The organism is Azospirillum brasilense (genome assembly GCF_022023855.1).
Taxonomy (GTDB): domain Bacteria; phylum Pseudomonadota; class Alphaproteobacteria; order Azospirillales; family Azospirillaceae; genus Azospirillum; species Azospirillum brasilense_F.
Genome location: NZ_CP059450.1, coordinates 62389 through 88534 on the forward strand (window position 1 = coordinate 62389; position 26146 = coordinate 88534).

General features: G+C 66.9%; 22 protein-coding genes and 1 pseudogene. 14 read left to right on the forward strand and 9 right to left on the reverse strand.

What is annotated here, in order from left to right:
* Nucleotides 1-20: 20 nt before the first annotated feature.
* Entirely contained in the window at nucleotides 21-533 is a 513-nt protein-coding gene (locus H1Q64_RS13695) for a MarR family winged helix-turn-helix transcriptional regulator (protein ID WP_035676767.1), read from the reverse strand.
* A gap of 140 nt (nucleotides 534-673) precedes the next feature.
* Here H1Q64_RS13695 and H1Q64_RS13700 point away from each other — a divergent pair, with 140 nt between their 5' ends.
* Nucleotides 674-1546, forward strand: coding sequence for a branched-chain amino acid aminotransferase (locus tag H1Q64_RS13700; protein WP_237905768.1), 873 nt, complete (start codon nucleotides 674-676; stop codon nucleotides 1544-1546).
* Between the two features lie 94 nt (nucleotides 1547-1640).
* Here H1Q64_RS13700 and H1Q64_RS13705 read toward each other — a convergent pair whose 3' ends face one another.
* Nucleotides 1641-3788 carry a hypothetical protein gene (locus tag H1Q64_RS13705; RefSeq protein ID WP_237905769.1) on the reverse strand — a complete coding sequence of 716 codons (2148 nt, stop codon included), beginning with the start codon at nucleotides 3786-3788 and terminating at the stop codon, nucleotides 1641-1643.
* A gap of 337 nt (nucleotides 3789-4125) precedes the next feature.
* Between H1Q64_RS13705 and uvrB the strand changes: the two genes are divergently transcribed.
* From uvrB to H1Q64_RS13725, 4 genes are all read left to right on the forward strand, one after another.
* Nucleotides 4126-6264 (forward strand): excinuclease ABC subunit UvrB, encoded by a 2139-nt coding sequence (uvrB, locus tag H1Q64_RS13710; RefSeq protein ID WP_237905770.1) that lies wholly within the window; start codon nucleotides 4126-4128, stop codon nucleotides 6262-6264.
* A gap of 100 nt (nucleotides 6265-6364) precedes the next feature.
* A complete protein-coding gene (locus tag H1Q64_RS13715; protein ID WP_237905771.1) occupies nucleotides 6365-6631 on the forward strand; it encodes a neuropeptide-like protein 29 in 267 nt (88 codons plus the stop codon).
* Nucleotides 6632-6780: 149 nt separating this feature from the next.
* Nucleotides 6781-7896 (forward strand): DUF2336 domain-containing protein, encoded by a 1116-nt coding sequence (locus H1Q64_RS13720; protein WP_237905772.1) that lies wholly within the window; start codon nucleotides 6781-6783, stop codon nucleotides 7894-7896.
* Between the two features lie 220 nt (nucleotides 7897-8116).
* Nucleotides 8117-9433: an MFS transporter gene (locus H1Q64_RS13725; RefSeq protein WP_237905773.1), complete on the forward strand. Its 1317-nt coding sequence runs from the start codon at nucleotides 8117-8119 to the stop codon at nucleotides 9431-9433.
* 45 nt (nucleotides 9434-9478) lie between these two features.
* Here the strand turns inward: H1Q64_RS13725 and H1Q64_RS13730 are convergent, their stop codons facing one another.
* From H1Q64_RS13730 to H1Q64_RS13740, 3 genes are all read right to left on the reverse strand, one after another.
* Nucleotides 9479-10726, reverse strand: a complete 1248-nt coding sequence (locus H1Q64_RS13730) for a hybrid sensor histidine kinase/response regulator (protein WP_237905774.1) — start codon at nucleotides 10724-10726, stop codon at nucleotides 9479-9481.
* A gap of 201 nt (nucleotides 10727-10927) precedes the next feature.
* Nucleotides 10928-11377 carry a DNA polymerase III subunit chi gene (locus tag H1Q64_RS13735; protein WP_237905775.1) on the reverse strand — a complete coding sequence of 150 codons (450 nt, stop codon included), beginning with the start codon at nucleotides 11375-11377 and terminating at the stop codon, nucleotides 10928-10930.
* Nucleotides 11378-11520: 143 nt separating this feature from the next.
* Nucleotides 11521-13023 (reverse strand): leucyl aminopeptidase, encoded by a 1503-nt coding sequence (locus H1Q64_RS13740; RefSeq protein WP_237905776.1) that lies wholly within the window; start codon nucleotides 13021-13023, stop codon nucleotides 11521-11523.
* 226 nt (nucleotides 13024-13249) lie between these two features.
* Here H1Q64_RS13740 and lptG point away from each other — a divergent pair, with 226 nt between their 5' ends.
* From lptG to pdxA, 3 genes are all read left to right on the forward strand, one after another.
* Nucleotides 13250-14344, forward strand: coding sequence for an LPS export ABC transporter permease LptG (gene lptG / locus H1Q64_RS13745; protein WP_237905777.1), 1095 nt, complete (start codon nucleotides 13250-13252; stop codon nucleotides 14342-14344).
* Between the two features lie 139 nt (nucleotides 14345-14483).
* Nucleotides 14484-15929 carry a peptidylprolyl isomerase gene (locus tag H1Q64_RS13750; protein ID WP_237905778.1) on the forward strand — a complete coding sequence of 482 codons (1446 nt, stop codon included), beginning with the start codon at nucleotides 14484-14486 and terminating at the stop codon, nucleotides 15927-15929.
* Nucleotides 15929-16942, forward strand: a complete 1014-nt coding sequence (pdxA, locus tag H1Q64_RS13755) for a 4-hydroxythreonine-4-phosphate dehydrogenase PdxA (RefSeq protein WP_237905779.1) — start codon at nucleotides 15929-15931, stop codon at nucleotides 16940-16942. Before H1Q64_RS13750 ends, pdxA begins: the two co-directional genes overlap by 1 nt.
* A 19-nt stretch (nucleotides 16943-16961) precedes the next feature.
* Here pdxA and H1Q64_RS33840 read toward each other — a convergent pair whose 3' ends face one another.
* Together H1Q64_RS33840 and H1Q64_RS13760 are read right to left on the reverse strand one after the other, a co-directional pair.
* Nucleotides 16962-17084 carry a hypothetical protein gene (locus H1Q64_RS33840; protein WP_257722160.1) on the reverse strand — a complete coding sequence of 41 codons (123 nt, stop codon included), beginning with the start codon at nucleotides 17082-17084 and terminating at the stop codon, nucleotides 16962-16964.
* A 124-nt stretch (nucleotides 17085-17208) separates the two neighbouring features.
* Nucleotides 17209-19527, reverse strand: coding sequence for an MHYT domain-containing protein (locus tag H1Q64_RS13760; RefSeq protein WP_237905780.1), 2319 nt, complete (start codon nucleotides 19525-19527; stop codon nucleotides 17209-17211).
* Between the two features lie 156 nt (nucleotides 19528-19683).
* Here H1Q64_RS13760 and H1Q64_RS13765 point away from each other — a divergent pair, with 156 nt between their 5' ends.
* The 5 genes and pseudogenes from H1Q64_RS13765 (at nucleotide 19684) to rsmA (ending at nucleotide 23598) form a co-directional block, all read left to right on the forward strand.
* Nucleotides 19684-20241 (forward strand): hypothetical protein, encoded by a 558-nt coding sequence (locus H1Q64_RS13765; protein WP_237905781.1) that lies wholly within the window; start codon nucleotides 19684-19686, stop codon nucleotides 20239-20241.
* A gap of 76 nt (nucleotides 20242-20317) precedes the next feature.
* The gene (locus H1Q64_RS13770) at nucleotides 20318-21127 is read left to right on the forward strand and encodes a lytic transglycosylase domain-containing protein (protein WP_237905782.1); all 810 of its coding nucleotides are present in this window, start codon (nucleotides 20318-20320) and stop codon (nucleotides 21125-21127) included.
* A 34-nt stretch (nucleotides 21128-21161) separates the two neighbouring features.
* Nucleotides 21162-22007, forward strand: a complete 846-nt coding sequence (locus H1Q64_RS13775) for an alpha/beta fold hydrolase (protein ID WP_419468854.1) — start codon at nucleotides 21162-21164, stop codon at nucleotides 22005-22007.
* Nucleotides 22008-22126: 119 nt separating this feature from the next.
* Nucleotides 22127-22678, forward strand: coding sequence for a hypothetical protein (locus H1Q64_RS13780; RefSeq protein ID WP_237905784.1), 552 nt, complete (start codon nucleotides 22127-22129; stop codon nucleotides 22676-22678).
* Nucleotides 22679-22760: 82 nt separating this feature from the next.
* Nucleotides 22761-23598: pseudogene (rsmA, locus tag H1Q64_RS13785) on the forward strand (16S rRNA (adenine(1518)-N(6)/adenine(1519)-N(6))-dimethyltransferase RsmA).
* Between the two features lie 125 nt (nucleotides 23599-23723).
* Here rsmA and gmk read toward each other — a convergent pair.
* Both gmk and H1Q64_RS13795 read right to left on the reverse strand, forming a co-directional pair.
* Entirely contained in the window at nucleotides 23724-24371 is a 648-nt protein-coding gene (gene gmk, locus H1Q64_RS13790) for a guanylate kinase (RefSeq protein ID WP_237905785.1), read from the reverse strand.
* Nucleotides 24372-24381: 10 nt separating this feature from the next.
* Nucleotides 24382-25248, reverse strand: a complete 867-nt coding sequence (locus H1Q64_RS13795; RefSeq protein ID WP_237905786.1) for a YicC/YloC family endoribonuclease — start codon at nucleotides 25246-25248, stop codon at nucleotides 24382-24384.
* 124 nt (nucleotides 25249-25372) lie between these two features.
* Here H1Q64_RS13795 and H1Q64_RS13800 point away from each other — a divergent pair, with 124 nt between their 5' ends.
* Nucleotides 25373-26134 (forward strand): SDR family NAD(P)-dependent oxidoreductase, encoded by a 762-nt coding sequence (locus tag H1Q64_RS13800; protein ID WP_237905787.1) that lies wholly within the window; start codon nucleotides 25373-25375, stop codon nucleotides 26132-26134.
* The last annotated feature ends 12 nt before the right edge of the window (nucleotides 26135-26146 follow it).

The following is a 26146-nucleotide window of genomic DNA, read 5'->3' on the forward strand; positions in this document are numbered from 1 at the left end:
CCGGCTTTCCGGCCCGGTTCCTACCGCTTCACGGCGGCGAGCCGGGCCGGCACCGGAGGAGCGAACTTCACCCGGTCCTCCTCGTCCATCATGCCCAGCATCACCTTGCGGAAGCCCTCCACGGCCTCCGCCCCGGCCATGCGGTAGGCGCGGGCGATCCGCTGCCGCTGCGTTTCGGAGAGCTGGCGTTCCAGCTCCACGCCCTTTTCGGTCAGTTCCAGCAGACGCTGCCGCCGGTCCCGCACGCCCGTCTGCTGCTGGATGAATTCCTGCCGGACCAGTTCCCCCAACACGCGCGACAGGCTCTGCTTGGTGATCTTCAGGATCGCCAGAAGCTCCGATACGGTGATCTTCGGGTAGCGCCCGACGAAGTAGATGACGCGGTGGTGCGCCCGGCCGAAGCCGATCTGCGCCAGGATCTCGTCCGGCTCCGCGGTGAATTCCCGATAGGCGTAGAACAGCAGCTCCATGCCCGTGCGAAGTTCCTCTTCGCGCAGGAAAAGCTGGTTCACGCCCGCTTTTATGTCAGCCATGTTGACGTGATCGGTGCGATTCGTTACAAATGGGTCAATAAGCCAGACATAAACGAACAAAGGCCGCGAAACAAGCGCGGCTTTCGACAATTCCATTCCAAGTCCCGAACAACGGGCCAAAGACCAAGGTGGGAGCCGCCATGTCCATCCTTCCCTTCGACGACCGCGACGGCGTGATCTGGTACGACGGCGCGCTGGTGCCGTGGCGCGACGCGAATCTGCACGTCCTGTCGCACGGCCTGCACTATGCGAGCTGCGTGTTCGAAGGCGAGCGCGTCTACAACGGCACGGTGTTCAAGCTGACCGAGCACAGCGAGCGTCTGGCCGCCTCGGCCCGCATCCTGGGCTTCGAACTTCCCTGGTCGGTGGCGGAGATCGACGCGGCGACCAACGAGACGGTGAAGGCGATGGGCTTCACCGACGCCTATGTCCGCCCGGTGGCGTGGCGCGGCAGCGAGATGATGGGCGTGGCGGCGCAGGCCAGCCGCATCCACGTCGCCATCGCCGTCTGGCAGTGGCCGAGCTATTTCAGCCCCGAGGCGAAGATGGCCGGCATCAAGCTGACCTGGTCGCGCTGGCGCCGCCCGGCCCCGGACATGGCGCCGACGGCGTCGAAGGCGGCGGGTCTCTACATGATCTGCACGCTCTCCAAGCACGAGGCGGAGGCCGAGGGCTACCAGGACGCGCTGATGCTCGACTACCGCGGTTACCTGGCCGAGGCGACCGGGGCGAACCTGTTCCTGGTGATGGACGGCAAGATCCACACCCCGAAGCCCGACTGCTTCCTGGACGGCATCACCCGCCGCACGGTGATCGACCTCGCCAAGGCCCGCGGCATCGAGGTGATCGAGCGCCACATCCAGCCCGACGAACTGGCGAACACCCAGGAGGTCTTCCTGACCGGCACCGCCGCGGAAGTGACTCCGGTGGGCCAGATCGGCGAGCACCGCTTCACGCCGGGCCGCGTCTGCGAGACGCTGGTGAAGGACTACGACGCGCTGGTCAGAGCGTAGCAAACAACATGCGCCCTGTTCCCGGGTCTGAGGAATAGGGCGCATGCGGTTTTCGGTCTTTTGTTGAAGCGATTGCACGAACAGCGTACGTGCATCAGGTGTTTTCAAACTTTTTCGTAAATTTCGCCGCCATCAATTGCTCCTGGAGCCAAGCCACCATTGCGGGCTTAAGGATAATACTTTTCTGAGCATCCACCGTGTTGCCGCCGACGGTCGCATTCTCGGATGCGACCAGTGTACAAAACAGCGAGTAGTTGGCATCGACAACGTCTTGAGAGACGGTAAAGCCTTCCCGGATATCTGCGTGCCTTAAAACGTCGTCGGATATACCTTCCAGATTCGGGTGGGTGCGGAGTAATTTTTCTAGGAGTTCTACATATTCCTTTGACGAAGTGGGATCTTTTAAGCTGGACCTCAACGACACCTCTATCCCGTAAGGCGGGAGGAACTTGCTGTCGAGTTGCAGGGCAACAGTAAACTTCTTTAGGGCTAATGCACACACGAGCGGCAGTGCGGCAAGCAGCGACGAGATAATTAACCCGACGTCAGCGGAAGGAATTGCGTGCCAAAGAGCTCCAATGGTCCGCGTTATCGGGCTTGCGTCTGGCGACAGCATGTAATCGAGATCGTCGGCCCGACTGGTCACGTCGTTCAGTTTGGACACGAACGCAGCATTCTCCAGCGCGGCCGTGTTGCCAATTGCGCTCTTGATCTCCTGAATGCAGACACCAAAATCGGCTCGCCAATTTTTGGTGATCTCAGGGTTTAAGGAACAGGCACGATAAAGGCGACTTTGCAAGTCTTGCTTGGCTTTGGCCATCGAGACTGCGTCAAGTGCAGGTGAATCAATATGGGATTTTGACCGTACGGAGCCACAGGTGTCTTCGTAGGAAGAGCGCAATGTTTCTTGTGATTTCTTCTCAAAATTATCAAGATCAAGTATAATTCCAAGTAAAGGCTGGTTGGAAAAATGCGATCGTGTACGATCGGAGAGGTTCTCCAGCATGGTGATACCATGCGCGCTGTACCGGCACAGCGAGTCTCTCATATTCCCTACCTCGTTCATGATGCTTTGGTCATGATGGTTTATTGCGTTTAAACTTTTTACGACACCGTGATAGTCATCAAGTGAAGATCCATCCAAAGATCCAAAATATTTTTCAAAGAACAACGCAGCATTTGAGATTGATGTCTTTGTGACGGTTGCTCCTGTGCTTGCGCTCGTTTCCAATGATGCTATTTCTTTCTTTATGAGAGAAGCTTTATCGTTAAGGTCTGTATAATCGGTTGATAGAAACTTTTCGACTTCTCTTCTGTAGATGTTCCGAGTTGAGCTATCTGACGGGAAAGGTACGTTCTTTCCGGATTTTTTTAAAAAATAAGGAAATACCCTTTGATTGAAGATGGGGATATTTAGAATATTGACGGAGCTTTTGATTTTGTCGAGATCGGCGGACTCGCTTATTATATGAGAAAGTTCAGATTTTCTTGCATCAATTTGATTTTTAATCCGCTGTTGCGCTTGCCTGTTCGCGTTTTCGATGCCTGTATCCGATAGGCGGGAGTTGAGTTCGTCTCGTGCCAGTTCTGTGGCCTTCTGAACGCTGTCGGCAACGGCGTACGTAGCATTCAGGACGGTCGTTATGCGGCCTACCGTTTCCGCTGGCACCGCTACGTTGTTCCCTGTGCTGACGAAATCAGAAGAAATGCTCCGAGCCTCCTCAAAGAGCTTTGCCCATTCAATTGAAGAAAATCTATTGTTGTCACTATTAATGGCTCCGTTTACCAGAAACACGATAGAGAAAAACAATGAAATTGATAAGCAAAATATGTAGGAAAATAAGAATCTCTTATTAACATCACGAAAACTTTGGGACGAGCCAAGACTCCAAGCAGAAACAACAAGAATTGATTCAACAGCAAAAGCTATTATAGTTGAAATGCCCCCGATATAATCCAATAAACTGTTTAATGCAATGATCAGAATTTCAGAGTTAGCAGAGCCTTTTGACGGAAACAGTCTAACATCTTCAACAAAATAATGGATTCCATTCCTTGTTGTAAAAAATGAGGCAAATCCAATCATTGACGCAACTGTCATCAGGCAATATCGCTGGATAATCGGCGATTGCTCCAAATGAGCTCGAAGAACTAGAAACCAAACGTAAGATAGAGAGCGTTGGAATTTTCGTGTTAAGCGAAACCCTAACGGTGAATTGAGTTCAGTTGGGGCGTTTGTCATGGTCAGCCATCCTTATGTATGCAGTGTCTTTTTGAATAGCAAAAATGAGTATCGCATATGGCTTAATTAAATCTATGAGTATTTGCTATTAGTACACTCGCTATCGCTTTCAATAAGAGCATACTTAGGAATGCCTTGAGGGTGCAAAGCGTGAGGCGCGCAAAAATGAGGTTCTGCTCGGCTTCTGCAAGGGCGCCTGCCGTTGAGAGGGGCGCTGGCCAGGCCGGTCTTGCGTCGCCGCGCTATCGTCTGTCCGATAAGCCCACGCTCGACAGGGGAGGGTACTCGCGCCATATAATCGGTTCCCGTTCCGTACCCTGCCCGGACCCTGCTCCCCATGTCCCATCCCGTCCTGACCGCCCTCCCGCAGAAGTCCCTGCCCAAGCTGGAGGCGGGCAAGAAGTTCGAACTGGTGTCGGAGTTCAAACCCTCCGGCGACCAGCCGCGCGCCATCGGGGAACTGACCGAGGGGCTGCGCGCCGGCGAGAAGGATCAGGTGCTGCTCGGCGTCACCGGGTCCGGCAAGACCTTCACCATGGCGCACGTCATCCAGCACGTCCAGCGCCCCACCCTGGTGCTCGCCCCGAACAAGACGCTGGCGGCGCAGCTCTACGGAGAGATGAAGTCCTTCTTCCCGAACAACGCGGTGGAATACTTCGTCTCCTACTACGACTACTACCAGCCGGAAGCCTACGTTCCGCGCACCGATACCTTCATCGAGAAGGAATCCTCGATCAACGAGCAGATCGACCGCATGCGCCACTCGGCGACGCGGGCGCTGCTGGAGCGCGACGACGTCATCATCGTGGCGTCGGTGTCCTGCATCTACGGTATCGGCTCCGTCGAGACCTATTCGGAGATGACCGTCGATCTGCGCAAGGGTCAGGTGGTCGCCCAGCCCGACCTGCTGCGCAAGCTGACCGAGCTTCAGTACAAGCGCAACGACGCGGCCTTCGGGCGCGGCCTGTTCCGGGTGCGCGGCGACACCGTGGAGCTGTTCCCCGCCCACATGGAGGACCGCGCCTGGCGCATCTCGCTGTTCGGCGACGAGATCGAGGGCATCCACGAGATCGATCCGCTGACCGGTGAGAAGATCGCCTCGCTGGAGGCCGTGCGCATCTATCCCAACAGCCACTATGTGACGCCCAAGCCGACGCTCAATCAGGCCATCGAGCAGATCAAGCGCGAGTTGAAGCTTCGACTGGAGGAGTTCAACGCCCAGGGCAAGCTGCTGGAGGCGCAGCGGCTGGAGCAGCGCACGACCTTCGACATCGAGATGATGGCGGCCACCGGCGCCTGCGCCGGCATCGAGAACTATTCCCGCTACCTGACCGGCCGCGCGGCGGGCGAGCCGCCGCCGACGCTGTTCGAGTATCTGCCGGGCGACGCGCTGCTGATCGTGGACGAAAGCCACGTCATGGTGCCGCAGATCGGCGGCATGTACCGCGGCGACCGCATGCGCAAGGAGACGCTGTCCGAATACGGCTTCCGCCTGCCCAGCGCCATGGACAACCGCCCGCTGAAGTTCGAGGAGTGGGAGGGCATGCGCCCGCAGACGGTCTTCGTCTCCGCCACCCCCGGCCCGTGGGAGATGGAGCGCACCGGTGGCGTCTTCGCCGAGCAGGTGGTCCGCCCGACCGGCCTGATCGACCCGGAGGTGATCATCCGTCCCACCGAGACGCAGGTGGACGACCTGATCCACGAGTGCAAGGAGGTGGTGGCGAAGGGCAACCGCGTGCTGGTCACCACCCTCACCAAGAAAATGGCCGAGGCGTTGACCGAGTATATGCACGAGGCGGGGCTGCGCGTGCGCTACATCCACTCCGACGTGGAGACTCTGGAGCGCATCGAGATCATCCGCGACCTGCGGCTCGGCGCCTACGACGTGCTGGTCGGCATCAACCTGCTGCGCGAGGGGCTGGACATCCCCGAATGCTCGCTGGTCGCCATCCTGGACGCCGACAAGGAGGGCTATCTGCGCTCCAAGACCTCGCTGATCCAGACGATCGGCCGCGCCGCCCGCAACATCGAGGGGCGGGCGATCCTCTACGCCGACAGGATCACCGGCAGCATGCAGTACGCCATCGACGAGACGGCGCGCCGCCGCGAGAGGCAGCGGGCGTACAATCTGGAGCACGGCATCACGCCGGAATCCGTGAAGAAGGCCATCGGCGACATCCTGGAGAGCGTCTACGAGCGCGGCGACCACGTCACTGTGAAGACCGGCCTGAACGCGTCGGAACTGGTCGGCCACAACCTGAAATCCGTGATGGCCGACATGGAGAAGCGCATGAAGGCCGCCGCCGCCGACCTGGAATTCGAAGAGGCCGCCCGCCTGCGCGATGAACTCCGCCGGCTGGAGGCGATGGACCTTGGGCTGGAGCAGCCGGGCAGCATCGGCATCAGCTCCGCCCGCCAAGGCCGCGGCATTCCCGAGGGCGCGCCGAAGAAGCAGGGGCGCCGGGGACGGCGCTGACCGGGACGGCGCCACCTCCGGAATAATATCCCCGTCGCAGGCGTTCATCCTGTCAGTACGGCCCGCCCGCCGGGCCGCGACCCCTGGCACAGGAACGCCAATGACGACGCTCCGCTCGCTGTCCCTTCTGTCCTTCGCCGCCCTTCTCCTGTCCGGCTGCTACGTCGCCGCCGGGACACCCGGACCCGTCTATGGCTATGGACACCGTTCCTATGGGTACGGCTATTACGAGCGCCCGCTGTACCGCCATTACGGGCCGCCGCCCGTGGTGTATGGCCGCCCCTACTACGGCGGCCATCGCGGCGGTCACCATGGCGGCCCCCGTCACCATCAACGGCACGGCGGGCACCGTCACGGCGGCTGGTAGGAGGCGGCCGGGACCGGCCCGCTCCCTGAAATCGTCGTTAACAAAGGCTCAATGCTTTGGTCCGATCATGACCTGAATACATTCGCTCCCGCTGATGCACGAATCCGAAGCGCGGGAGGCGACGCAGGGCAGGAAAGGGTCCGGGACCCATGAGCGACCAACTCACCAAGGACGACGTGTCCAGACTGCTGTCGGACCCGTCGCCGAACAGCCGCTCCGAACTGGCGGTCAAGGTTGCCAAGCAATTCTCCGCGGCCACCTTGACGGACGGCGAGCGTCGGCTCGCCGAGGACATCATCCGCTTCATGGCGCGCGACGCCGTGGTGCGCGTGCGCCAGTCGTTGGCCGAGAACCTGAAGGCCAACCCGGCGCTGCCGCGCGACGTCGCGCTGATGCTGGCCCGCGACGTGGAGGCCGTGGCGATCCCGGTGCTCAGTGTCTCCACGGTGCTGACCGACGCCGATCTCGTCGAACTGGTGCGGACTGGCACCGACGCCAAGCACACCGCCATCGCGCAGCGTCCGGCCCTGTCGGCCAGCGTCGCCGACGCGCTGATCGACACCGCGTCGGAAGGGGCTGTGGCAGTACTAGTCGCCAACGAGAGCGCGGATCTCGGTGAGCGCACGCTCGGCCGTGTCATCGAACGCTTCGCCGACAGCGAAACCGTGCAGGAACCGCTGGTCCAGCGCGCCCGCCTGCCGATCACCATCGCCGAGCGGCTGGTCGCCGTGGTGTCGGAAAAGCTGCAACAGCATTTGGTGGCCAACCACGACCTCCCGGCCAAGGTCGCCGCCGACCTGATCCTGCAAAGCCGCGAACGCGCCACGGTCGCCCTCTTCTCCGGGGAAAGCGACGAGGGCGCGCTGGAGCGGCTGGTCGCGCAACTATCGCGCAGCGGCCGCCTGACCCCATCGCTGTTGGTGCGGGCGCTGTGCATGGGCGACAGCGCCTTCTTCGAGACGGCCCTGTCCCATCTGGCCAACGTGCCGCTGACCAACGCCCGTCTGCTGATCCACGACGCTGGGCGGCTGGGTCTGAAGTCCATCTACGACAAGGCCAAGCAGCCGCCGGCCCTGCTGCCCGCCTGCCGGATCGCTTTGGACGTGCTGAAGGAGACCCCCTACGACGGCGAGGCGCACGACATCGAACGCCACCGCCGTCGGGTGATCGAGCGCATCCTGACCCAGTACGAGGATCTGGCGGCGGAGGATTTGGATTACCTGCTCGACAAGCTGGGCGACCTCATGCGCGAGGAAACGAGATAACGCTGAAGCCTTCGAAAATTGCTCGGTCTGCAGTTTTCGGTTGCGGTATCAAACGGAGTTGGCAACTCATCATTTGATAAGGCTTTGACGTGATCTGAGCACGCCCTCACGATCACCTTGAGCAGCCTGCCTCACGGTGCCATTTTTTGATGCCCGCTGTTCCTGACCTTTGCGTCTGGCCGCGGTCTTTCCTGCCAGAACCTTGGAAGGGAGAGCGCGGTTGCCCGATGAGAGCAAGGGACGGGAGGCGGTGGTTCCGGATGAACCCGGTCACGGCTTCCGGCCGGCGTCGCTGGACGCCGTGAACTTCCTGCTGGCGGACGTGCGCGGGGCGCTCGGCCCTTATCTCAACGTCTTTCTGGTGACCCAGCAGCATTGGAGCCAGTCGGAGGTCGGGCTGGTGACCAGTCTGGCTGGCTGGCTCGGGCTTGCCGTGCAGACGCCCATCGGGGCGGCCATCGACTCCACCCACCGCAAGCGCGAGGCTATCGTCCTGGCGCTGGCCGTGCTCGGCGCGGGGGCGCTGTGCATCTACCTGTTCCCCAACTTCTGGCCGGTCCTGATCGCGAACACGTTGATCGCGGTGGTCGGGGACGTGTTCGGTCCGGCGGTGGCGGCCCTGACCCTCGGCCTCGTCCCGCAGCGCATGCTCGCCCGGCGGATGGGGCGCAACGCCGCTTTCGACCATGCGGGCAACGTCGGCGTGGCGGCGCTCGTCGGGCTGGTCAGCTGGCTGTTCTCCCAGCAGGCGGTCTTTCTGCTGGTGCCGGTGTTCGCGGTCCTGTCATCAATCGCCGTCCTGTCGATCCCGGCCTCCGCCATCGACCAGCGCCGCGCCCGCGGGGTGGAGGCGCCGGCGGGCGGCGGGTCGGAAGGCGGAGCGGCCGACGGGGAGAAGGTTTCCGGCATGGGCATCCTGGTCCATTGCCGGCCGTTGCTGATCTTCGGCAGTTGCGCCTTGCTGTTCCATTTCGCCAACGCCCCCCTGCTGCCGCTGGTCGGGCAGAAGCTGGCCGCGGCGCACCCGGAATGGGCGACGGTCATGATGTCGTCCTGCATCATCGCCGCCCAGCTCGTCATGCTTCCCATCGCCATCCTGGTGGGACGGACGGCGGACCGTCTGGGCCGCAAGCCGATCCTGCTGATCGGCTTCGCCATCCTGCCGTTGCGGGCCGTCCTCTACACCCTGTCGGACAACAGCGCCTGGCTGATTGGCGTCCAGCTTCTGGATGGGGTGGGCGCCGGGATCTTCACAGCCCTGACGCCGCTGGTGATCGCCGATCTGATGCGCGGCACCGGGCGCTACAACCTTGCCTTCGGGGCGGGCGCCACGATGCAGGGCGTGGGAGCCGCGACCAGCGGCTTCGTCACCGGTGTGATCGTGGATCGTTTCGGCTATTCCGCCGCCTTCCTCACGGCTGGGGCGATGGCCCTGATCGCGCTGGCCGCCCTGTTCCTCGGGTTGCCGGAAACCGCTCCAGCCAACCCTGCCGAGGCTGGGGTCGGACCGTTGGAGGAGCCCAGCCTCGCTGAATGACCCGTCCGAAGCCGGGGGCCAATCCATCCGGAACCGGAGACACTTTTAGAACGTCCGAAATTCCCTGAGGCCGGCGATGGGCGGGGCCGTCAAGCGGGCGGCGGGCAGGAGGATGGTCACCGTCGTGCCGTGCCCCGGCGCGCTGTCCAACTCCACGCGACCGCCGTGCAGCTCGGCGAAGCGGCGGACGATGGGCAAGCCGAGCCCGATGCCCTCGTGCTGGCGCACGAGCGAGCGTTCGCCCTGGATGAACGGGCTGAAGACGTGGTCGACGATGTCCGCCGGGATGCCGGGGCCATCATCGGCGACGGCGACGGCGACCATCCCGCCCTGCAGGGCGATCCGCAGCGAGACCCGCCCGCCCCGGTGACCGAACTTCACCGCGTTGTCCAGCAGATGGACGATCATCTCCGCCAGGCGGCGCTGGTCGGCACGCAGCGTGACGGGCGGTCCCGGCTGAAGCGTGATGGTCTGCGACTTGGCCTGCGCCTTGGCGCCGAGCAGATCGATGCATTGGATCAGCAGGCCGGGCAGGTCGATGGTCGACTCGGCAAGGTCGATGCCGCCGGATCCCCGCGTGAAGTCCAGGATGTTGTTGACCATGCCGAGCAACGCCTTGCCGCTCTCCTCGATGAGCCGGACATAATCCATGTAGTCGTCATGGCCGAGCGGCCCGTGCGCCTCGCTGGACAGCACCTCGGCGAAGCCGATGATGGCGTTCAGAGGGGTCCGCAACTCGTGGCTGGTCACCGAGAGGAAGTCGAGCTTGGCCCGGTCGGCCTGCCGCGCCGCCTCCAGGGCGGTGCTGAGTTCCGCCGTGCGCTCCGACACGCGGCGCTCCAGCCCGCGGTTCTGCTCGGCCGCGCGCTGGTAGAGCTTGCGGATTTCCAGCACGCTGCGCACCCTGTGCAGCAGCTCCCATGCGATGAAGGGCTTGGTGAGGAAGTCGTTGGCGCCAAGTTCCAGCGAGCGTCGCCGCGTCTCCTGGTCAGTGTGGGCGGTCAGCACCAGGATGGGCACGTAATCGTCGCTGTACAGGGTGTTGACGCGCTCCATCAGATCGAAACCGCTCATGTGCGGCATGCGGATGTCGATAAGGAGAAGGTCGAAGCGCTGCGCCTCGCAGAGCGCGGGGACCCGCCGGGGGTCGGTTTCCCCCCGCACGGCGGTGTAGCCAACGTGGGTCAGAATGTCGCGCACCAGATCGACATTCGACGCGTTGTCGTCGACGATCAGGATGGCGGCGTCCTTGACGTCCCGCGCGAGCGTCGGGTCGAGAGCGCTGCGGGTCATGGCGGTGCCGCCGCTGCCGGTCCGACGCACTTTTGCATGCTGCCCTCCACCTGTGCGCCGCCCCGCGGGATTTTACGGGTTTTAGATTAACCTTGCGCACAGGAGGCCCGTCAAGACCGGTGGTGACAAAGGAATGCAATATTACGCCGCGTTAGCGGTATCACTCGAAGAATTCTTTAAAACCTATAACAGTCCTTGGTTTCAGGCGCGCTTTTCCCAACCGCCGCGGTCGTTTTGCTGCCAGTAGGTAAGGGCGTGCCCGGCGGATTTGCAGATCTTCCAACGGTCCCTGGCGGCAAGCACCGCGTCGCCGTCATTGCCGTCGAACAGGTCGCAGACGAGGTCGAAGGAGCCCATCGCGTCGCTGGTCACCCCGTCCACCAGAACCAGGACGGTGGCCCCGTTGGGGTTCTCCTCCTCGGCGGTCAGCCAGACCGGCTGTTCAACGGCGAAGCCGTCGCGGGACGCGCCGTGCGGCAGGAAGGAGGAAGGGTCGTAGGTCCACAAATGTTGATTGAGCGCGTCCACCCGCTCCGGCGAGCCGGCCAGGACGACGGCGCGCCAACCGCGCTCCAGGACCTTTTCCAGAATCTTCGGCAACGCCTGTTCGAGCGTGCGCCGCTGGAGGTGATAGAAACGGACCTCGGTCATGGCCTCATCGTCGAGATGGCCCTCTCCCCTCTGGGGAGAGGGTTGGGGTGAGGGGGATGTGCGTGTCGGTGCGTTCGGCAAAAGCGCAACCCCCTCACCGGCCCTACGGGCCACCCTCTCCCCGGAGGGGAGAGGGCTGGAGCTTACTTGCTCTCGTGATAGTTCGCCACGAAGCGGTCGAGCAGGCGGACGCCGAAGGCGGTGCCACCCTTCGGCACGATGGCCGTGTCCTTCTTCGACCAGGCGACGCCGGCGATGTCGATGTGCGCCCAGGGCAGGTCCTCGACGAAGCGCTTGAGGAACTGCGCGCCGACGATGCTGCCGGCCCCGCGGCCCGACCCGACGTTCTTCATGTCGGCGATGTCGGAGTTGATGTCCTTGTCGTAGGCGTCGCCCATCGGCAGTCGCCACAGCGGCTCGCCCACCGACTTGCCGGCGGCCAGCAGATTCTCGGCCAGCCAGTCGTCGTTGGCGAACAGGCCGGCGTGCTCATGGCCCAGCGCGATGATGACCGCACCGGTCAGCGTGGCGAGGTCCACCAGCAGGCGCGGCTTGAAGGTCTCCTGCGCATAGGTCAGGCAGTCGGCCAGGACGAGGCGGCCTTCGGCGTCGGTGTTGATCACCTCGATGGTCTGGCCGGACAGCGAGGTCACCACGTCGCCGGGCCGCTGCGCGGTGCCGGACGGCATGTTCTCGACCAGGCCGACGATGCCGACGGCGTTGACCTTCGCCTTGCGGGCAGCGAGCGCGCGCATGGTGCCGATGACCACCGCGGCGCCGCCCATGTCCCACTTCATGTCCTCCATCCCGGCGGCGGGCTTGATGGAGATGCCGCCGGTGTCGAAGGTCACGCCCTTGCCGATGAAGGCGAGCGGGCGGCGGTCCTCGGCGTCGGGGGCGCCGTCCCAGCGCATCACGACGACGCGCGGCTCGAAGGCGCTGCCCTGGGCGACGCCGATCAGCGCGCCCATGCCGAGCTTCCTCAGCTTCTTGAGGTCCAGCACCTCGACCTGCAAGCCGACGTCGGTCAGGTCCCGGCAGTGGTCGGCGAGGCTTTCCGGGTTCAGGACGTTGGCCGGCTCCGACACCAGATCACGGGTGTAGGCGACGGCCTCGGCCAGCGGCTCCAGCCGGCCATAGGCGCGCTTGGCGGCGTCCGGCTCCGCGGTCAGGACGATGATCTTCTTGAGGGAGGGCTTGGCCTCCTTCTTCTCGGTCGTCCGGTACTTGTCGAAGCGGTAGGAGCGGAGCTGCGCCCCGAAGGCGAGTTCCGCCGCCGCGGCGTCGGGAGCAACGGTGCCGCCGTCCGGCAGGTCGAGCAGGACGGAGACCTCCGCCTCGCCGGACTTGTCCAGGGCGGCGATGATGGCGCCGCCGACGGCCTGGAGGGCGCCCTCGGACAGATCCTCCCCCTTGCCGACGCCGACCAGGAGGACGCGGTCGAACTCGACCCCGGCGGGGGCGAGGATGGCCAGCGTCTCCTCCTTCTTGCCGGTGAAGCGGCTGGCCTTCATGGCGCGGGACAGCGTGCCGCCCGTCTTCTGGTCGAGATCCCGCCCCGCGGCGCCGAGCGCGCGATCGGTGGCGACGGTGACGGCGACGGTGCCGGACTTGGGCAGCGCGGGCTTCGCAAAGGCGAACTTCATCGGCTCCTCTCGGGCTCCTCTCGGCTGGGACGGCCGGCGCGTGGGCGCCGGGGCGGGTGGGATCGATCCGCAACCACCCTGGGATAAAGACCTTCCCGTGCGCCCTGTCAAGGCGCGGACCGGTTGTTTCCCGCGCCCGTCCGCAGTACATAGCCCCGGCACGCCGTGGTGGAAGCCTCCGGCGCGCCGCGTACCGCCCGTCGATCGGCCGGGGAGGCCGGAGCCCATGTATTCATCCGCCACGCTGTCGCGCTACATCGGGCGCCAGTTCGTCACCTGGTTCCTGCTGCTGCTCGGCATCCTGCTGTCGATCATCCTGCTGCTCGACGTCGTGGAGCTTCTGCGCCGCGCCGGGACCAAGCCGGACATCACCTTCTGGCTGGTCCTGCGCATGGCCCTGCTGAAGCTGCCGGAGATCGGCCAGCAGATCTTTCCCTTCGTGATCCTGTTCAGCGGCATGTTCACCTTCTGGCGGCTGACGCGCAGCGCGGAGCTGGTGGTGGCCCGCGCGGTCGGCGTGTCGGCGTGGCAGTTCCTGACCCCGGTGCTGATCGCCGCGCTGATGATCGGCGCCGTCAAGGTGACGATGATCAACCCGGTCGGCGCCGTCTTCATCGCCAAGTATAACCAGCTCCAGGACCGCTATCTGAAGCTGAAGTCGAGCAGCTTCGACGTCTCGCGCAGTGGCCTGTGGCTGCGCCAGCAGGAGGCGGGGGAGCAGTATTTCATCCACGCCGACGGGGTGAATCCGCTGTCCTTCGAGATGTCGCAGGTCATCGTCCTGCGCTTCGACACCAACATGACCTACATCGGCCGGGTGGACGCGCCGCGCGCCGTGCTGCGCGACCGGAAGTGGGAGTTGCAGGACGCGACGATCAACCTCGGCAAGAAGGAGTCGGAGACGGTCCCGACCTACGTCATCCCGACCGAGCTGAACCGGACCACCATCGAGGAAAGCTTCGCCGCGCCGGAGACGATCTCCTTCTGGGATCTGCCGCAGTTCATCCGCACGCTGGAGGCCACCGGTTTCCCGGCGGTCCGCCACCGTCTGCATTACCAGTCGCTGCTGTCGCAGCCACTGCTCTATGTGGCGATGGTGCTGTTCGCCGCAGCCTTCTCGCTGCGGCTGCCGCGGCGCGGCGGCGCGATGACCATGGTGTCCGGCGGCGTTCTGACCGGATTCGTGCTGTTCGTGATGACCGACGTGATCCGCACCTTCGGCATCTCCGAAACCATCCCGCTGGCCATGGCGGCCTGGAGCCCGGCCTGCGTCAGCGTGCTGCTCGGCACCGCGGTGCTGTTGCATCTGGAGGACGGCTGACGCCGGATCCGGAGCAGGGCTGACGCCGGCCGCCCGGTCTTTGGACACAATTCCGTTCCAGGATGCGGTCCACGATTCCGTTTACACGCGCCCGGGGGGGCCGTATTAAACGGCAACCACCTCTGGAGTCTGGAGCACCATGCAGAGTTTGCGAGCCGTCCGGTCTGCCTTCGCCGTGGCGACCGCCTGCGCCCTTCTTGCCGCCGGCGCGCCCGCCGCGGCCCAGACGCGGGCTCCCAACGCTCCAAACAGCCCTGCTGCGGGAACGCAAGGCCCCGCGGAACGCATCGCCGCCGTCGTCAACGACGAGGTCATCTCGCTGTCCGACGTGCACGCGCGCATCCGCCTCGCCCTGCTGAACGCCGGTGCCCAGGACAGCGCGGAGACGCGCCAGCGCCTGACCCCGCAGGTGCTCCGCCAGTTGATCGACGAGCGGCTCCAGTTGCAGGAGGCCAAGCGTCTCGGCGTCTCGGTCCCGTCCAAGGAGATCGACGAGGCTATCGGGCGCATCGCCGAACAGAACCGCATGGGCCGCCCGCAGCTCGAAGCCCTGCTGAAGACCCAGAACGTCCCGCTCTCCACCCTGCGCGAGCAGGTGCGGGCCCTGCTGTCCTGGCAGCGGGTGATGCAGCGCCGCATCCGGCAGGAGGTGGTGATCGGCGACGAGGAGATCGACGCCGTGATGCAACGCATCAAGGCCAACATCGGCAAGCCGGAGTATCTGGTGGCCGAGATCTTCCTGGCCGTGGACAGCCCCGACCAGGACGAGGAGGTGCGGCGCAACGCCGAGCGGCTGGTCGAAGAGGTCCGCCGCGGCGGCAACTTCGCCGCCCTGGCCCGTCAGTTCTCGCAATCCGCCGGCGCCGCCTCGGGCGGCGACATGGGCTGGGTGCGCACGGGCGAGCTGAACGCGGAACTGGACAAGACCCTGTCCACCATGCGGGCCGGCCAGCTCTCCTCGCCGGTCCGCACGGCGACCGGCTATCACGTCTTGCTGGTGCGCGACCAGCGGCCCTTCGGCAGCACCGTCTCCACCGCTCCGCCGCCGGCCCCGCCGCCGCGCCCGCGCGCCCAGCCGAAGCCCGATCTGGCCAAGGCCAAGGTCAACATGAAGCAGATCGTCATCCCGGCCCCCTCGAAAGAGGAGCTGAAGGCGGTCCAGGCCCAGGCGGAGAAGCTGCGCAAGTCGATCAAGAGCTGCGCCGACTTCGACGAGAAGGCGCGGGCCATGGGCATCCCGGAGTCGGGCGACATGGGCACGCTGAGGGTCAAGGACCTCGCGCCGGGCCTCCAGCAGCTCGCCGTCGGCATCCCGCTCGGCCAGCCCAGCCCGGTGCTGATGAGCCCGGGCGGCGCCGTGATCCTGATCGTCTGCAAGCGCGACGTGCCGATGATCGAGCCGCCGCCGGAAGCCGAGCCGCAGCCGGTGGCCGCCCCGACCCCGCCGCCGATCGATCCCAAGGACATCAAGATGCCACCGCGCGAGGAGATCGAGCGCGACCTGATCAACGAGCGCGCCGACCTGCTGGCCCGCCGCTACCTGCGCGACCTGCGCCGCACCGCCTTCGTGGAGATCCGCAACTGATGACCGAGTCCGGCGTCCGGCCGCCGCTCGCCCTGACCATGGGCGAGCCGGCGGGGATCGGCGGGGAGATCGCCTTAAAGGCCTGGGCGGCCCGCGCGGACGGCGCGGTGCCGCCCTTCGTCCTTCTGGACGATCCCGCCCGCCTGGAGGCGCTCGCCGCCCGGCTCGGCCTGCCGGTCCCGGTCAGGGCGGTCGGCAGCATGGCCGAGGGCGCCGCACTGTTCAGTACGGCCTTGCCGGTGTTGCCCCAGCCGCTGGCGGTGCCGGTCACGCCGGGCCGGCCCGACCCGGCCAACGGGGTGGCGGTGATCGCCAGCATCGACCGTGCGGTCGAACTGGTTCGCCTGGGAGAGGCGGCGGCGGTCGTCACCAACCCGATCCAGAAGTCGGCGCTCTACGCCGCCGGCTTCCGCCATCCCGGGCACACGGAATATCTGGCCCATCTGGCCGGGCTGACCGACGAGCCGGTGATGATGCTGGCCACGCAGGATCTGCGCGTCGTGCCGGTGACCATCCATGTCTCCGTCCGCGATGCCGTGCCGCTGGTGACGCGGGAGGCGATCCTGCACGCCGGTCGGGTCACCGCGGCGGCGCTGGCCAGCGACTTCGGCATCGCCCGGCCCCGGCTGGCCGTCGCCGCGCTCAACCCCCACGCGGGGGAGGGCGGCGCCATGGGGCGGGAGGAGATCGACGTCATCGCCCCGGCGGTCGCCGACCTGCGGGCGGAGGGCATCGACGCGGTGGGGCCGCGGCCCGCCGACACGCTGTTCCACGCGGCGGCGCGGCGCGGCTACGACGCGGCGCTGTGCATGTACCACGATCAGGCGCTGATCCCGCTGAAGACCATCGACTTCGACACGGGGGTCAACATCACGCTGGGGCTGCCCTTCGTCCGCACCTCGCCGGACCATGGGACGGCGCTGGACATCGCCGGCACGGGCAAGGCCGGCGCGTCGAGCCTGATTGCCGCCCTGACGGCGGCGGAGGCCATGGCCGCCCGCCGCCGCGCCTGACCTTCACCGCCGGTAAGCGTCAGAGGCGGACCGAGCTGCTGGAGAAGCGGCTGGCCGAGCTGTGGTCGATGGAGGTCAGCGCGACCGACGCGCCGACGGCGATGACGATGGCGGCGGCGAAGCCGAGCAGCATGGCTTTCATGGGGGGCGCTCCTGGAACCTGATTTTGGTCGTGGTTTCGGCGCAAACGCGCCTTTTTCCAAGACCATAAGCGGGGCGGAGCGCGCTTTCAACCACACTCGGGACTTGGCCGGGAGCGGCGGTGCCTAGGCGGCGGAGGTCAGGGCGCTGCGCAGCACCTCCGGCGCCACCGGCTTGTGCAGGAGGCGGTGGCCGCTCTGCTGGACCTCGGCGATGCGCGCGGGGTCGGTGTCGCCGGTCAGCACCAGAGCGGGCACCCGCACCCCACAGACGCCGTAGATGTCGCGGATGGCCTGAAGCCCCGTCCGCCCTTCGCGCAGGCGATAGTCGGCGACGATCATGTCGGGGCGCTGACCGAGACTGGTCAGGGTGCCCACCGCCTCGTCGGCGGAGACGGCGGCCACCACCTCGTACCCCCATTCCTCCAGCATGGTCCGCATGGAGAGCAGGATGATGGCGTCGTCCTCCACCACCACGACCAGACCCTTGCCACCGTTGGCGGCGGGCTTGGCGGCGGACTGGGCGGCCGGGCGGCAGGTCTTCATCACCTGGCGCGGCGCGACCGAGGGCACGGTCAGACCGAAGGCGCTGCCCCGTCCCGGCCGGGAGCGCAGGGTCACCTCGTGGCCGAGCAGCCCGGCCAGACGCCGCACGATGGCGAGCCCCAGCCCCAGTCCCTTGCGCCGGTCGCGCTCGGGGTTGGCGAGCTGGGTGAACTCGACGAACACCTCGTCGCGCTTGTCCTCGGGGATGCCGATTCCGGTGTCGAGCACCTCGATTCGCAGGCCGCTGCCGGAACGGCGGCAGCCGATCAGAATCCGCCCACTCTCCGTGTAGCGGATGGCATTCTCGACGAGATTGCGCAGGATGCGCTCGACCAGCGCTGGGTCGCTGCGCGTCCAGCCGTCGGTGGGAACGTGGCGTAGCGCGATTCCCACCTCCGCCGCGCGGCCCCGGTATTCGTCGGCCAGACGCTGCAACAGGGGGCCCAGCGCGAACTCCGTTGCCGCGGGGGTGACCACCCCGGCGTCCAGCCGCGACACGTCCAGCAGGCTGTCCAGCAGTGTACGGAGGCCGTTCAGCGACTCGCTCATGCTCGCCAGCAGGGGAGAGGCGGGATGGCCGTCGAGCCGGTCGGACAGGGCGTGCGCGAAGAAGAACAGGGACTGCACGGGTTGGCGCAAATCGTGGCTGGCCGCGGCGAGAAACTTGGTCTTGGCCATGTCCGCCCGTTCGGCGTTGTCGCGGGCGGCCAGTGCTTCCTCGCGGGCGCGCTCCGCCTCCGCCTTGGCGCGGTGCAGCGCGTCCTCCGCCGCCTTGCGGGCGGTGATGTCGCGCATGATGCCGGTGAACAGGCGCTGCCGACCGTCGTGCCATTCGGCCACCGACAGTTCCAGCGGGAAGAGGGAGCCGTCCTTGCGCCGGCCCTCGACCTCGCGCCCGATGCCGATGATGCGCCGCTCGCCGGTCTCGCGGAAATGCGCCATGTAGCCGTCGTGGGCGGAGCGGTGCGGCTCCGCCATCAGGATGCGGACGTTCGCGCCGACGGCCTCCTCCGCGCCGTAGCCGAAGGTCGTCTCGGCCGCCCGGTTGAAGGACTGGATGGTGCCGGTCTCGTCGATCACGACGATGGGGTCCACGGCGGTGTCGACGACGGAGCGGTAGCGCGCCTCCTGCCCCGCCGCCCGCTCCGCCGAGCGGCGCCGGTCGATCAGGACGGAGAGCAGCCCCAGCGAGAGGATCAGCAGCGTCCCTATCCCGGTCCCCACGGCCAGGGACGGGGTGGACAGCACGAAACCGAGGTCGTCCCCGGTCGGGACGGCGTCCGTAATGGCGGCATGCCCAATGGCGGTTACGTCCGCGCTGGCGGCGGCCATGCCGACGTAATGCATGCTGACCACCGCGGCGCCGAGCACCAGCGCGCCGGACAGGCGCTGCAGGGGGCTGGCCGTGCGGAAGGCGAGCCAAAGCGCGGCGGTGGAGGCGGCGACGGCGATGACCACCGACGCGACGACCAGAAGCGTGTCGTAGATCAGCGGCACCGGCAGCCGCATGCCGGCCATGCCGACGTAATGCATGGAGACGATCCCGAAACCGGTCAGCAGACCCGCCGCCGCCAGGGTCGCCCGGCCGCCCCCGCCGTGCGCCACGGCGAAGAGGCCGGTCCCCGACACCCCGACCGCCAGGAGAAAGGACAATGCGGTCAGCAGGATGTCGTAGGACACCGGCACAGGCATGCGCATCGCCATCATGCCGATGAAGTGCATCGACCAGATCCCTGCCCCGAGCGCGAGCGCCGCGGCGCCCAGCCAGCCGTTCCGTCCCCGCCCGGCATCCCGCGCGTGGGAGGCGAGGTCCAGAGCCACATAGCCGCCGAAAGAGGCCACGACAACGGACAGCGCAACGAGGTAAGGATCGTAATGGCCGAGCACGATGGGGCGCACCGAGAGTGGACGAGGGGACGGACGCGCAATGGCAGAAACGTTAGATAGTGGAAATCCGCGACGAACCCAAGCCGGCGAAACGCCCCTGTACGCCTGACGAAAGACCTAATGACTACCTCGAACGGAGATTCCTCCTCTCGGACTTTGGATCGGAGCTTGGGGCGGAGGCTGGCGGGGCTGTTGCGCCGCTACGTGCTACGCCCACTGCTGACCGTCGCGGCGCTGGTCTATTTCCTGATCGACGCGGTGGTGCTGGAGGTGGTCCGCCCGTTGGCCGCCTGGATCGGGCGGCAGCGCTTCGCCGAACGGCTGGCGGCGCGCATCCGCCGGCTCGGCCCCTATCCGACGCTGGCGCTGTTCGTGATTCCGCTGGTGGTCCTGGAGCCGCTGAAGCCGGTAGGACTGTATCTGATGGGGACCGGGCACGCGGTCCAGGGCGCGCTGCTGCTGGGGGCCGTGGAACTGGTCAAGGTCACTCTGGTGGAGCGGCTGTTCCACATCGGCAAGGACAAGCTGCTGACCATCCCGGCCTTCGCCTGGTGCTACGTCCGGGTGGTCCGCTGGTTGGCCTGGCTGACCGCCCTGCCGCCCTGGCAGGCCGCCAAGCGGGTGGTGGGGCGGGTGGGCTTGGCGATTCGCCCGGCGCTGACGGTGGTCCGCGGTTGGGCGCGGTCGCTGCGCAGCCGTCTGCGCGCTGTGTCGAAAAGAGGGTAACCCTGCCCTGCGCTTGCCGTGTCCTGCGGGCAGCCTCATATCAATGCGGTTTTGCAGACCGTTCCAAGGCCAACCCGTGCGTTTCCTCCCCCTGACCTTCGCCCTTTTCGTCGCCTTGGCGGCCCCCGCCGCCCTCGCCGCGGGCAAGTCCGGCTCCGTCTCCTCGCGCGAGTCGCGCATGGCTGACTGCGAGGCGGCGGAGAAGGGCGATCCGGAGGCGTCCTACCGCATGGCGCGGCGCTTCCTGTTCGGCGTCGGGGTGAAGCGCGACCAGCGGGTCGGCACAGCGTGGCTGCGCGCCGCGGCGTCGCGTGGCCACAAGGAGGCGCGGCGGCTGGTCGCCTATGTGCCGGGCCGCATGGGCCATGTCCGCCCCTGGTGCCGCCCCGGCGCCGCCCCGCTGCGCGAGGCGCTGCCCCCGCCGCCGGAGATCATCGCGCTGGTCCACAAGACCGCGCCCCAGTACGGCCTCGACCCGGCGCTGGTGATGGCGGTGATCCGGGTGGAGAGCGCCTTCCGCTCCGACGCGGTGTCGCCGAAGGAGGCGGCCGGTCTGATGCAGCTCATCCCCGACACGGCGGAGCGGTTTGGCGTGTCCGACGTCTTCGACCCCGCCCAGAACATCCGCGGCGGTGTGCGCTACCTGCGCTGGCTCTTGGCCTATTTCCAGGGGGACGTTACGCTGGCCCTTGCCGGCTACAACGCGGGGGAGCGGGCCGTGGACCGTTACCGGGGCGTTCCGCCCTACGAGGAGACGCGGAACTACGTGCGCTCCATCCGCCGCTTGTACGATGCGCCGCGGCATCCCTTCGACGCCGCGGTGGCGGACCCGTCGCCCATGGTCGTCCGGCAGGCGGCGGAACTGGCGAAGCCCGGCAAGGGCTGAGAACGAACCAACAGGGGAGGGGCCACCCGTGCCGATGTCCGAACGCAGCTTTCTCGGCCTCAGCGCGGCGGGGTTCCACCGCGTCGCCTACACCCAATGGGGGCGCGAGGACGCGGCCCGCACCGCCGTCTGCGTGCATGGCCTGACCCGCAACGGCCGCGATTTCGACGCGCTGGCGCTCGATCTGGCCGACCGCTACCGCGTCGCCTGCCCGGACGTGGTGGGGCGCGGCAAGAGCGGCCGGCTGGCCAACCCGACGCTCTACGGCTACCCGCAATACTGCGCCGACATGGCGGCGCTGATCGCCCGGCTGGGGGTGGAGGCGGTGGATTGGGTCGGCACCTCCATGGGCGGGCTGATCGGCATGCTGCTGGCCGCCCAGCCGGACAGCCCGATCCGCCGTCTGGTGGTCAACGACATCGGCCCCTTCATCCCGAAGGCGGGCTTGCAGCGCATCGCCGATTACGTCGGCAAGGACCCGGTGTTCGAGGACCTGGCGGCGGTCGAATCCTATCTGCGCTTCGTCCTGATGGGGTTCGGGCGGCTTTCCGACGAGGCGTGGCGCCACATGGCGGAGCACAGCGCCCGTCTGCGTCCGGACGGCTGCTACGGCCTCGCCTACGACCCGGCCATCGCCGAGGCCTTCAAGGCGCAGCCGATGGAGGATGTCGACCTGTGGGCCGTCTGGGACCGCATCCGCTGCCCGGTTCTGGTGCTGCGGGGCGCCACCTCGGACATTCTTCCGGCGGAGACGGCGGAGGAGATGACGCGCCGCGGCCCCAAGGCCCGGCTGATGGAGTTCGCCCACACCGGCCACGCCCCGGCGCTGATGACCGGGGACCAGATCGCCGCGGTGCGCGACTTCCTGCTGGAGGACTGACGGGGGTACCCCGGCTTGGGCGTGGCATGCGGCCCGGAATCCGGCTGGCTATGGCCGCGCTCCTGGCTTAGCATCGCTGCCACGGTTGCGCCGCAACGATGGTCCGGAGGCCCGACGCCATGAGGGGTTTCGCCGCGCTCGTCCTGTTGCTGTCCTTCGTCTCAGGACCGAGTCAGGCCCGCGATGCCCTGGACTGGCTGGCGCGGGAGCCGGTGACCTTGCTCGACTGGGGCATGACGCGGTTGCGCGGCGATCTGCACGACACGGTGGATGGGCTGTCCCGCGATCTGCGGACCGAGGTGTCGCGGAGCGGCGTCTTCTACCGCTTTCAGGACCGGCGCATCGTCGCCTACGCCAACTTCGTCGATCTGCCGCGCAACCGAACCGAAGAGGTGTGCAAGGACCTTTACACCCGCTTGGCCGGCGCGCTGGTGCGCGGCGGGCCGCAGGGGGCGGGCGGGGCGGCCTGGTACCTGGAGAGCGTTTTCAGCCACGATTCCCAGGGCGGCGACCGGCCCCAGGATCTGGGCGACCAGATGGCTGACCGCGTGGTCCTGCAGGTGACCATCGGGCCGAAGCCGTCCCAGGCCTTCGACGACGGGCGGCGCATCACCTGCACCGGCCGGCTCGACGCCACGCCGGAGAACATCGCGCTCAAGAGCGAGGGCTGACGATGACGCGCGGCAGATGACGGCGGGCCTGCGGCGTCCTATAAGTGCGGCCATGACCGACGCCACGCCTGACTCCGCCCCCATGCCCACCGCTTTTGACCCGCAGGCCCTGCCGCCGCTGCGCGAGGTGATCGCCCGCTTCGGGCTGGATGCCCGCAAGGCGCTGGGGCAGAACTTCCTGCTCGACCTCAACCTGACGGGCCGTATCGCGCGCTCGGCGGGCGACATGACCGGCGTGACGGTCGTGGAGATCGGCCCCGGTCCGGGCGGGCTGACCCGCGCGCTTCTGGCGACGAAGGCGAAGCAGGTCATCGCCATCGAGCGCGACCACCGCTTCATCGAGGCGTTGCAGGACGTGATCCAGGCGGCGGACGGGCGGCTGTCCATTGTCGAGGGCGACGCGCTGGAGGTCGATCCCATTCAAATCGCCCCGGCCCCGCGGGCCATCGTGGCGAACCTGCCCTACAACGTGGCGACGCCGCTGCTGATCGGCTGGCTGGGGCGGATCGAGGAGTTCGTCAGCCTGACGCTGATGTTCCAGAAGGAGGTCGCGGACCGTCTGGTCGCCAAGCCGGGCAGCAAGGCTTATGGCCGCCTGTCGGTGATCACGCAGTGGCGGTCGGACGCGCGGGTGCTGTTCAACCTGCCGGCCAAGGCCTTCACCCCGCCGCCCAAGGTGGAGTCCACCATCGTCCACCTGACCCCGCGCGCCAACCCCGGAGCCGGCGGAATGGAAGGCTCTGGAGCAGGTGACCGCCGCCGCCTTCGGCCAGCGCCGCAAGATGCTGCGCCAGAGCCTGAAGAGCCTGGGGAGCGCGGAGGCGCTGCTGGCCGCCGCCGGCATCGAGCCGACCGCGCGGGCGGAGGAAGTGGATGTGGCGGGGTTCGCGGCGCTGGCGCGGGCGTATCGCAAGGGGTGAGGTTTAGCCCCCTCCCTACCCCTCCCCCGCTTCGCAGGGGAGGGGACAAATCTCCCTTCCTTGCGAAGCGGGGGAGGGAAGGGGCCCACGCGGAGCGTGGGAAAGGGTGGGGGCCGTACGTCGCCTTACAGCGCCGCCTGCACGCTCTCCACAAACGCCGGCATCCCGACCTGCCGCGTCCGGCGCAGCCGCTCGGCGCGCAGGATGGCCTGGACCGCGGTGACGCTCTCGTCCACGTCGTTGTTGACGATCACGTAATCGTATTCGCCCCAGTGGCTGATCTCGTCCGACGCCTTGGCCATGCGCTGGGCGATCACCTCCGCCGAATCCTGGCCGCGGGAGTGCAGGCGGCGCTCCAGCTCGGTGCCCGAGGGCGGCAGGACGAAAATGCTGACCAGATCGGCGCGGGCGTTGGCTGCCAACTGCTGCATGCCCTGCCAGTCGATGTCGAACAGCACGTCGCGTCCGGCGCTCAGCGCGGTTTCCACGGCGTGGCGCGGCGTGCCGTAGCAGTTGCCGAACACGCGGGCGTGCTCCAGCAACTCGCCCTGGCCGGCCATGCGGTCGAACTCCGGCATGTCGACGAAATAGTAATGGACGCCCGGCTGCTCGCCGGGGCGCATCGGCCGGGTGGTGACGGACACCGACAGGGTGATGCCGGGGTCGCGGTCCAACAGCCGGCGCGAAATGGTGGTCTTGCCCGCCCCGGAGGGGGAGGACAGCACGAGCATCAGGCCGCGCCGGGCGATCTTCGTGTTCATGGTCTCGGGCATGGGGCGGGTGTCACTCGATGTTCTGGACCTGCTCGCGAAGCTGCTCGATGGAGGCTTTCAGCGACAGGCCGATGCGGGTCAGCTCCACGTCGGCGGACTTGGAGCACAGGGTGTTAGCTTCCCGGTTGAATTCCTGGCACAGGAAGTCGAAGCGGCGGCCGATGGCGCCCCCCTCCGCCAGCATGTCGCGGGCGGCCTGGATGTGGGCGCGCAGGCGGTCCATCTCCTCGCGCACGTCGGCCTTGGCGATCAGGATGGCCGCCTCCTGGGCGAGCCGTTCCTCCGGCAGGGCCGGGGCGGCGTCGAGCAGGGCGGCAACCTGACCGCGCAGCCGTTCGCGCAAAGCCTCGGGCTGGGTGCTGGCGCAGGCGGAGGCGGCGTTGATCAGCCGCTCGATCTCGTCGAGATGGCCGTTCAGGACTGTGACCAGACGCGCCCCCTCCGAAAGGCGGGCGGTCACCAGCTCCCCGATCAGCCGGCCGAGGTCGGCCTTCAGCGCGGCCTCAACCCGCTCCCGCGCCTCGCCCTCGTCCTCCTCGACCGGTTCGATGATGCCGCGGACGGCGAGCAGCGAATCGAGCCGCGGCGGGGCGGCCCCGGCGCCTTCGATCTCGCGCGCCAGCTCCAGCACCTGGGCGAGAAGCTCGCGGTTGATGCGGAGCTGCGCCACCGACTGGCTGCGGGTGACGGTCAGGTTCAGGTTGACGCTGCCGCGGGACAGCCGCTTGGGGACCTCGGCGCGGGCGGCGGCCTCCAGCGTGTCGAAGCCGGCGGGCTGGCGGCAGCGGATGTCGAGGTTGCGTCCGTTGACGCTCTTCACCTCGAAGGTCCAACTGTAGCCGTCGGCATGCCCGTCCACGCGTGCGAAACCGGTCATGCTGGAAACGGCGGAGCGTTGGGCGGGCAAAGCGGCCTCGACGAGTATTTGTGGGATCGGGAGGCTCACGTTATAGCGTCGGGCGGCCAAGGCAACAAGCGTCAGGGACAAGGGGGAAAGGGGCATGCGCGATCCGCGCTCGATCGTCATCACCGGGGCGTCCAGCGGCATCGGGGAGGAGCTGGCCCGCGCTTACGCCGCCCCCGGCGTCGCGCTGGCCCTGAGCGGGCGCGACTCCGCAAGGTTGGAAGCGGTGGCGGAGCGCTGCCGCGCCGCCGGTGCGGCGGTGGATACCGCGCTCGTCGACGCGGCGGACCGCGAGGCGATGGCGGCGTGGTTGACGGCGCTGGACGCCCGCGCGCCGGTCGATCTGATCATCGCCAACGCCGGAATCTCCGCCGGCACCGGGGGCGGCGTGGAGAGCGCGGAGCAGGCGCGGCGCATCTTCCAGGTGAATGTGGACGGCGTGCTGAACAGCATCCACCCGCTGCTGCCCGGCATGCAGGCGCGGCGGCGCGGGCAGATCGCCCTGATGGCCTCGCTGGCCGGCTTCCGCGGCATGCCCGGCGCGCCCGCCTATTGCGCCAGCAAGGCGGCGGTGCGGGTCTACGGCGAGTCGCTGCGCGGCGATCTGGCGGGGCAGGGGATCGGCGTGACGGTGATCTGTCCGGGCTTCGTGAAAAGCCGGATGACCGCGGTGAACCGCTTTCCCATGCCCTTCCTGATGGAGACGGACCGCGCCGCCCAGGTTATCAAGAGCGGGCTGGCCCGCAACCGAGCGCGCATCGCCTTCCCCTGGCCGATGGCCGCCGCCGTGTGGCTGATGGCGGCTCTGCCGGTGGGACTGACGGATATCCTGCTGCGGCAGGCGCCCCGTAAAGGGTGATGGGCAAGGGGT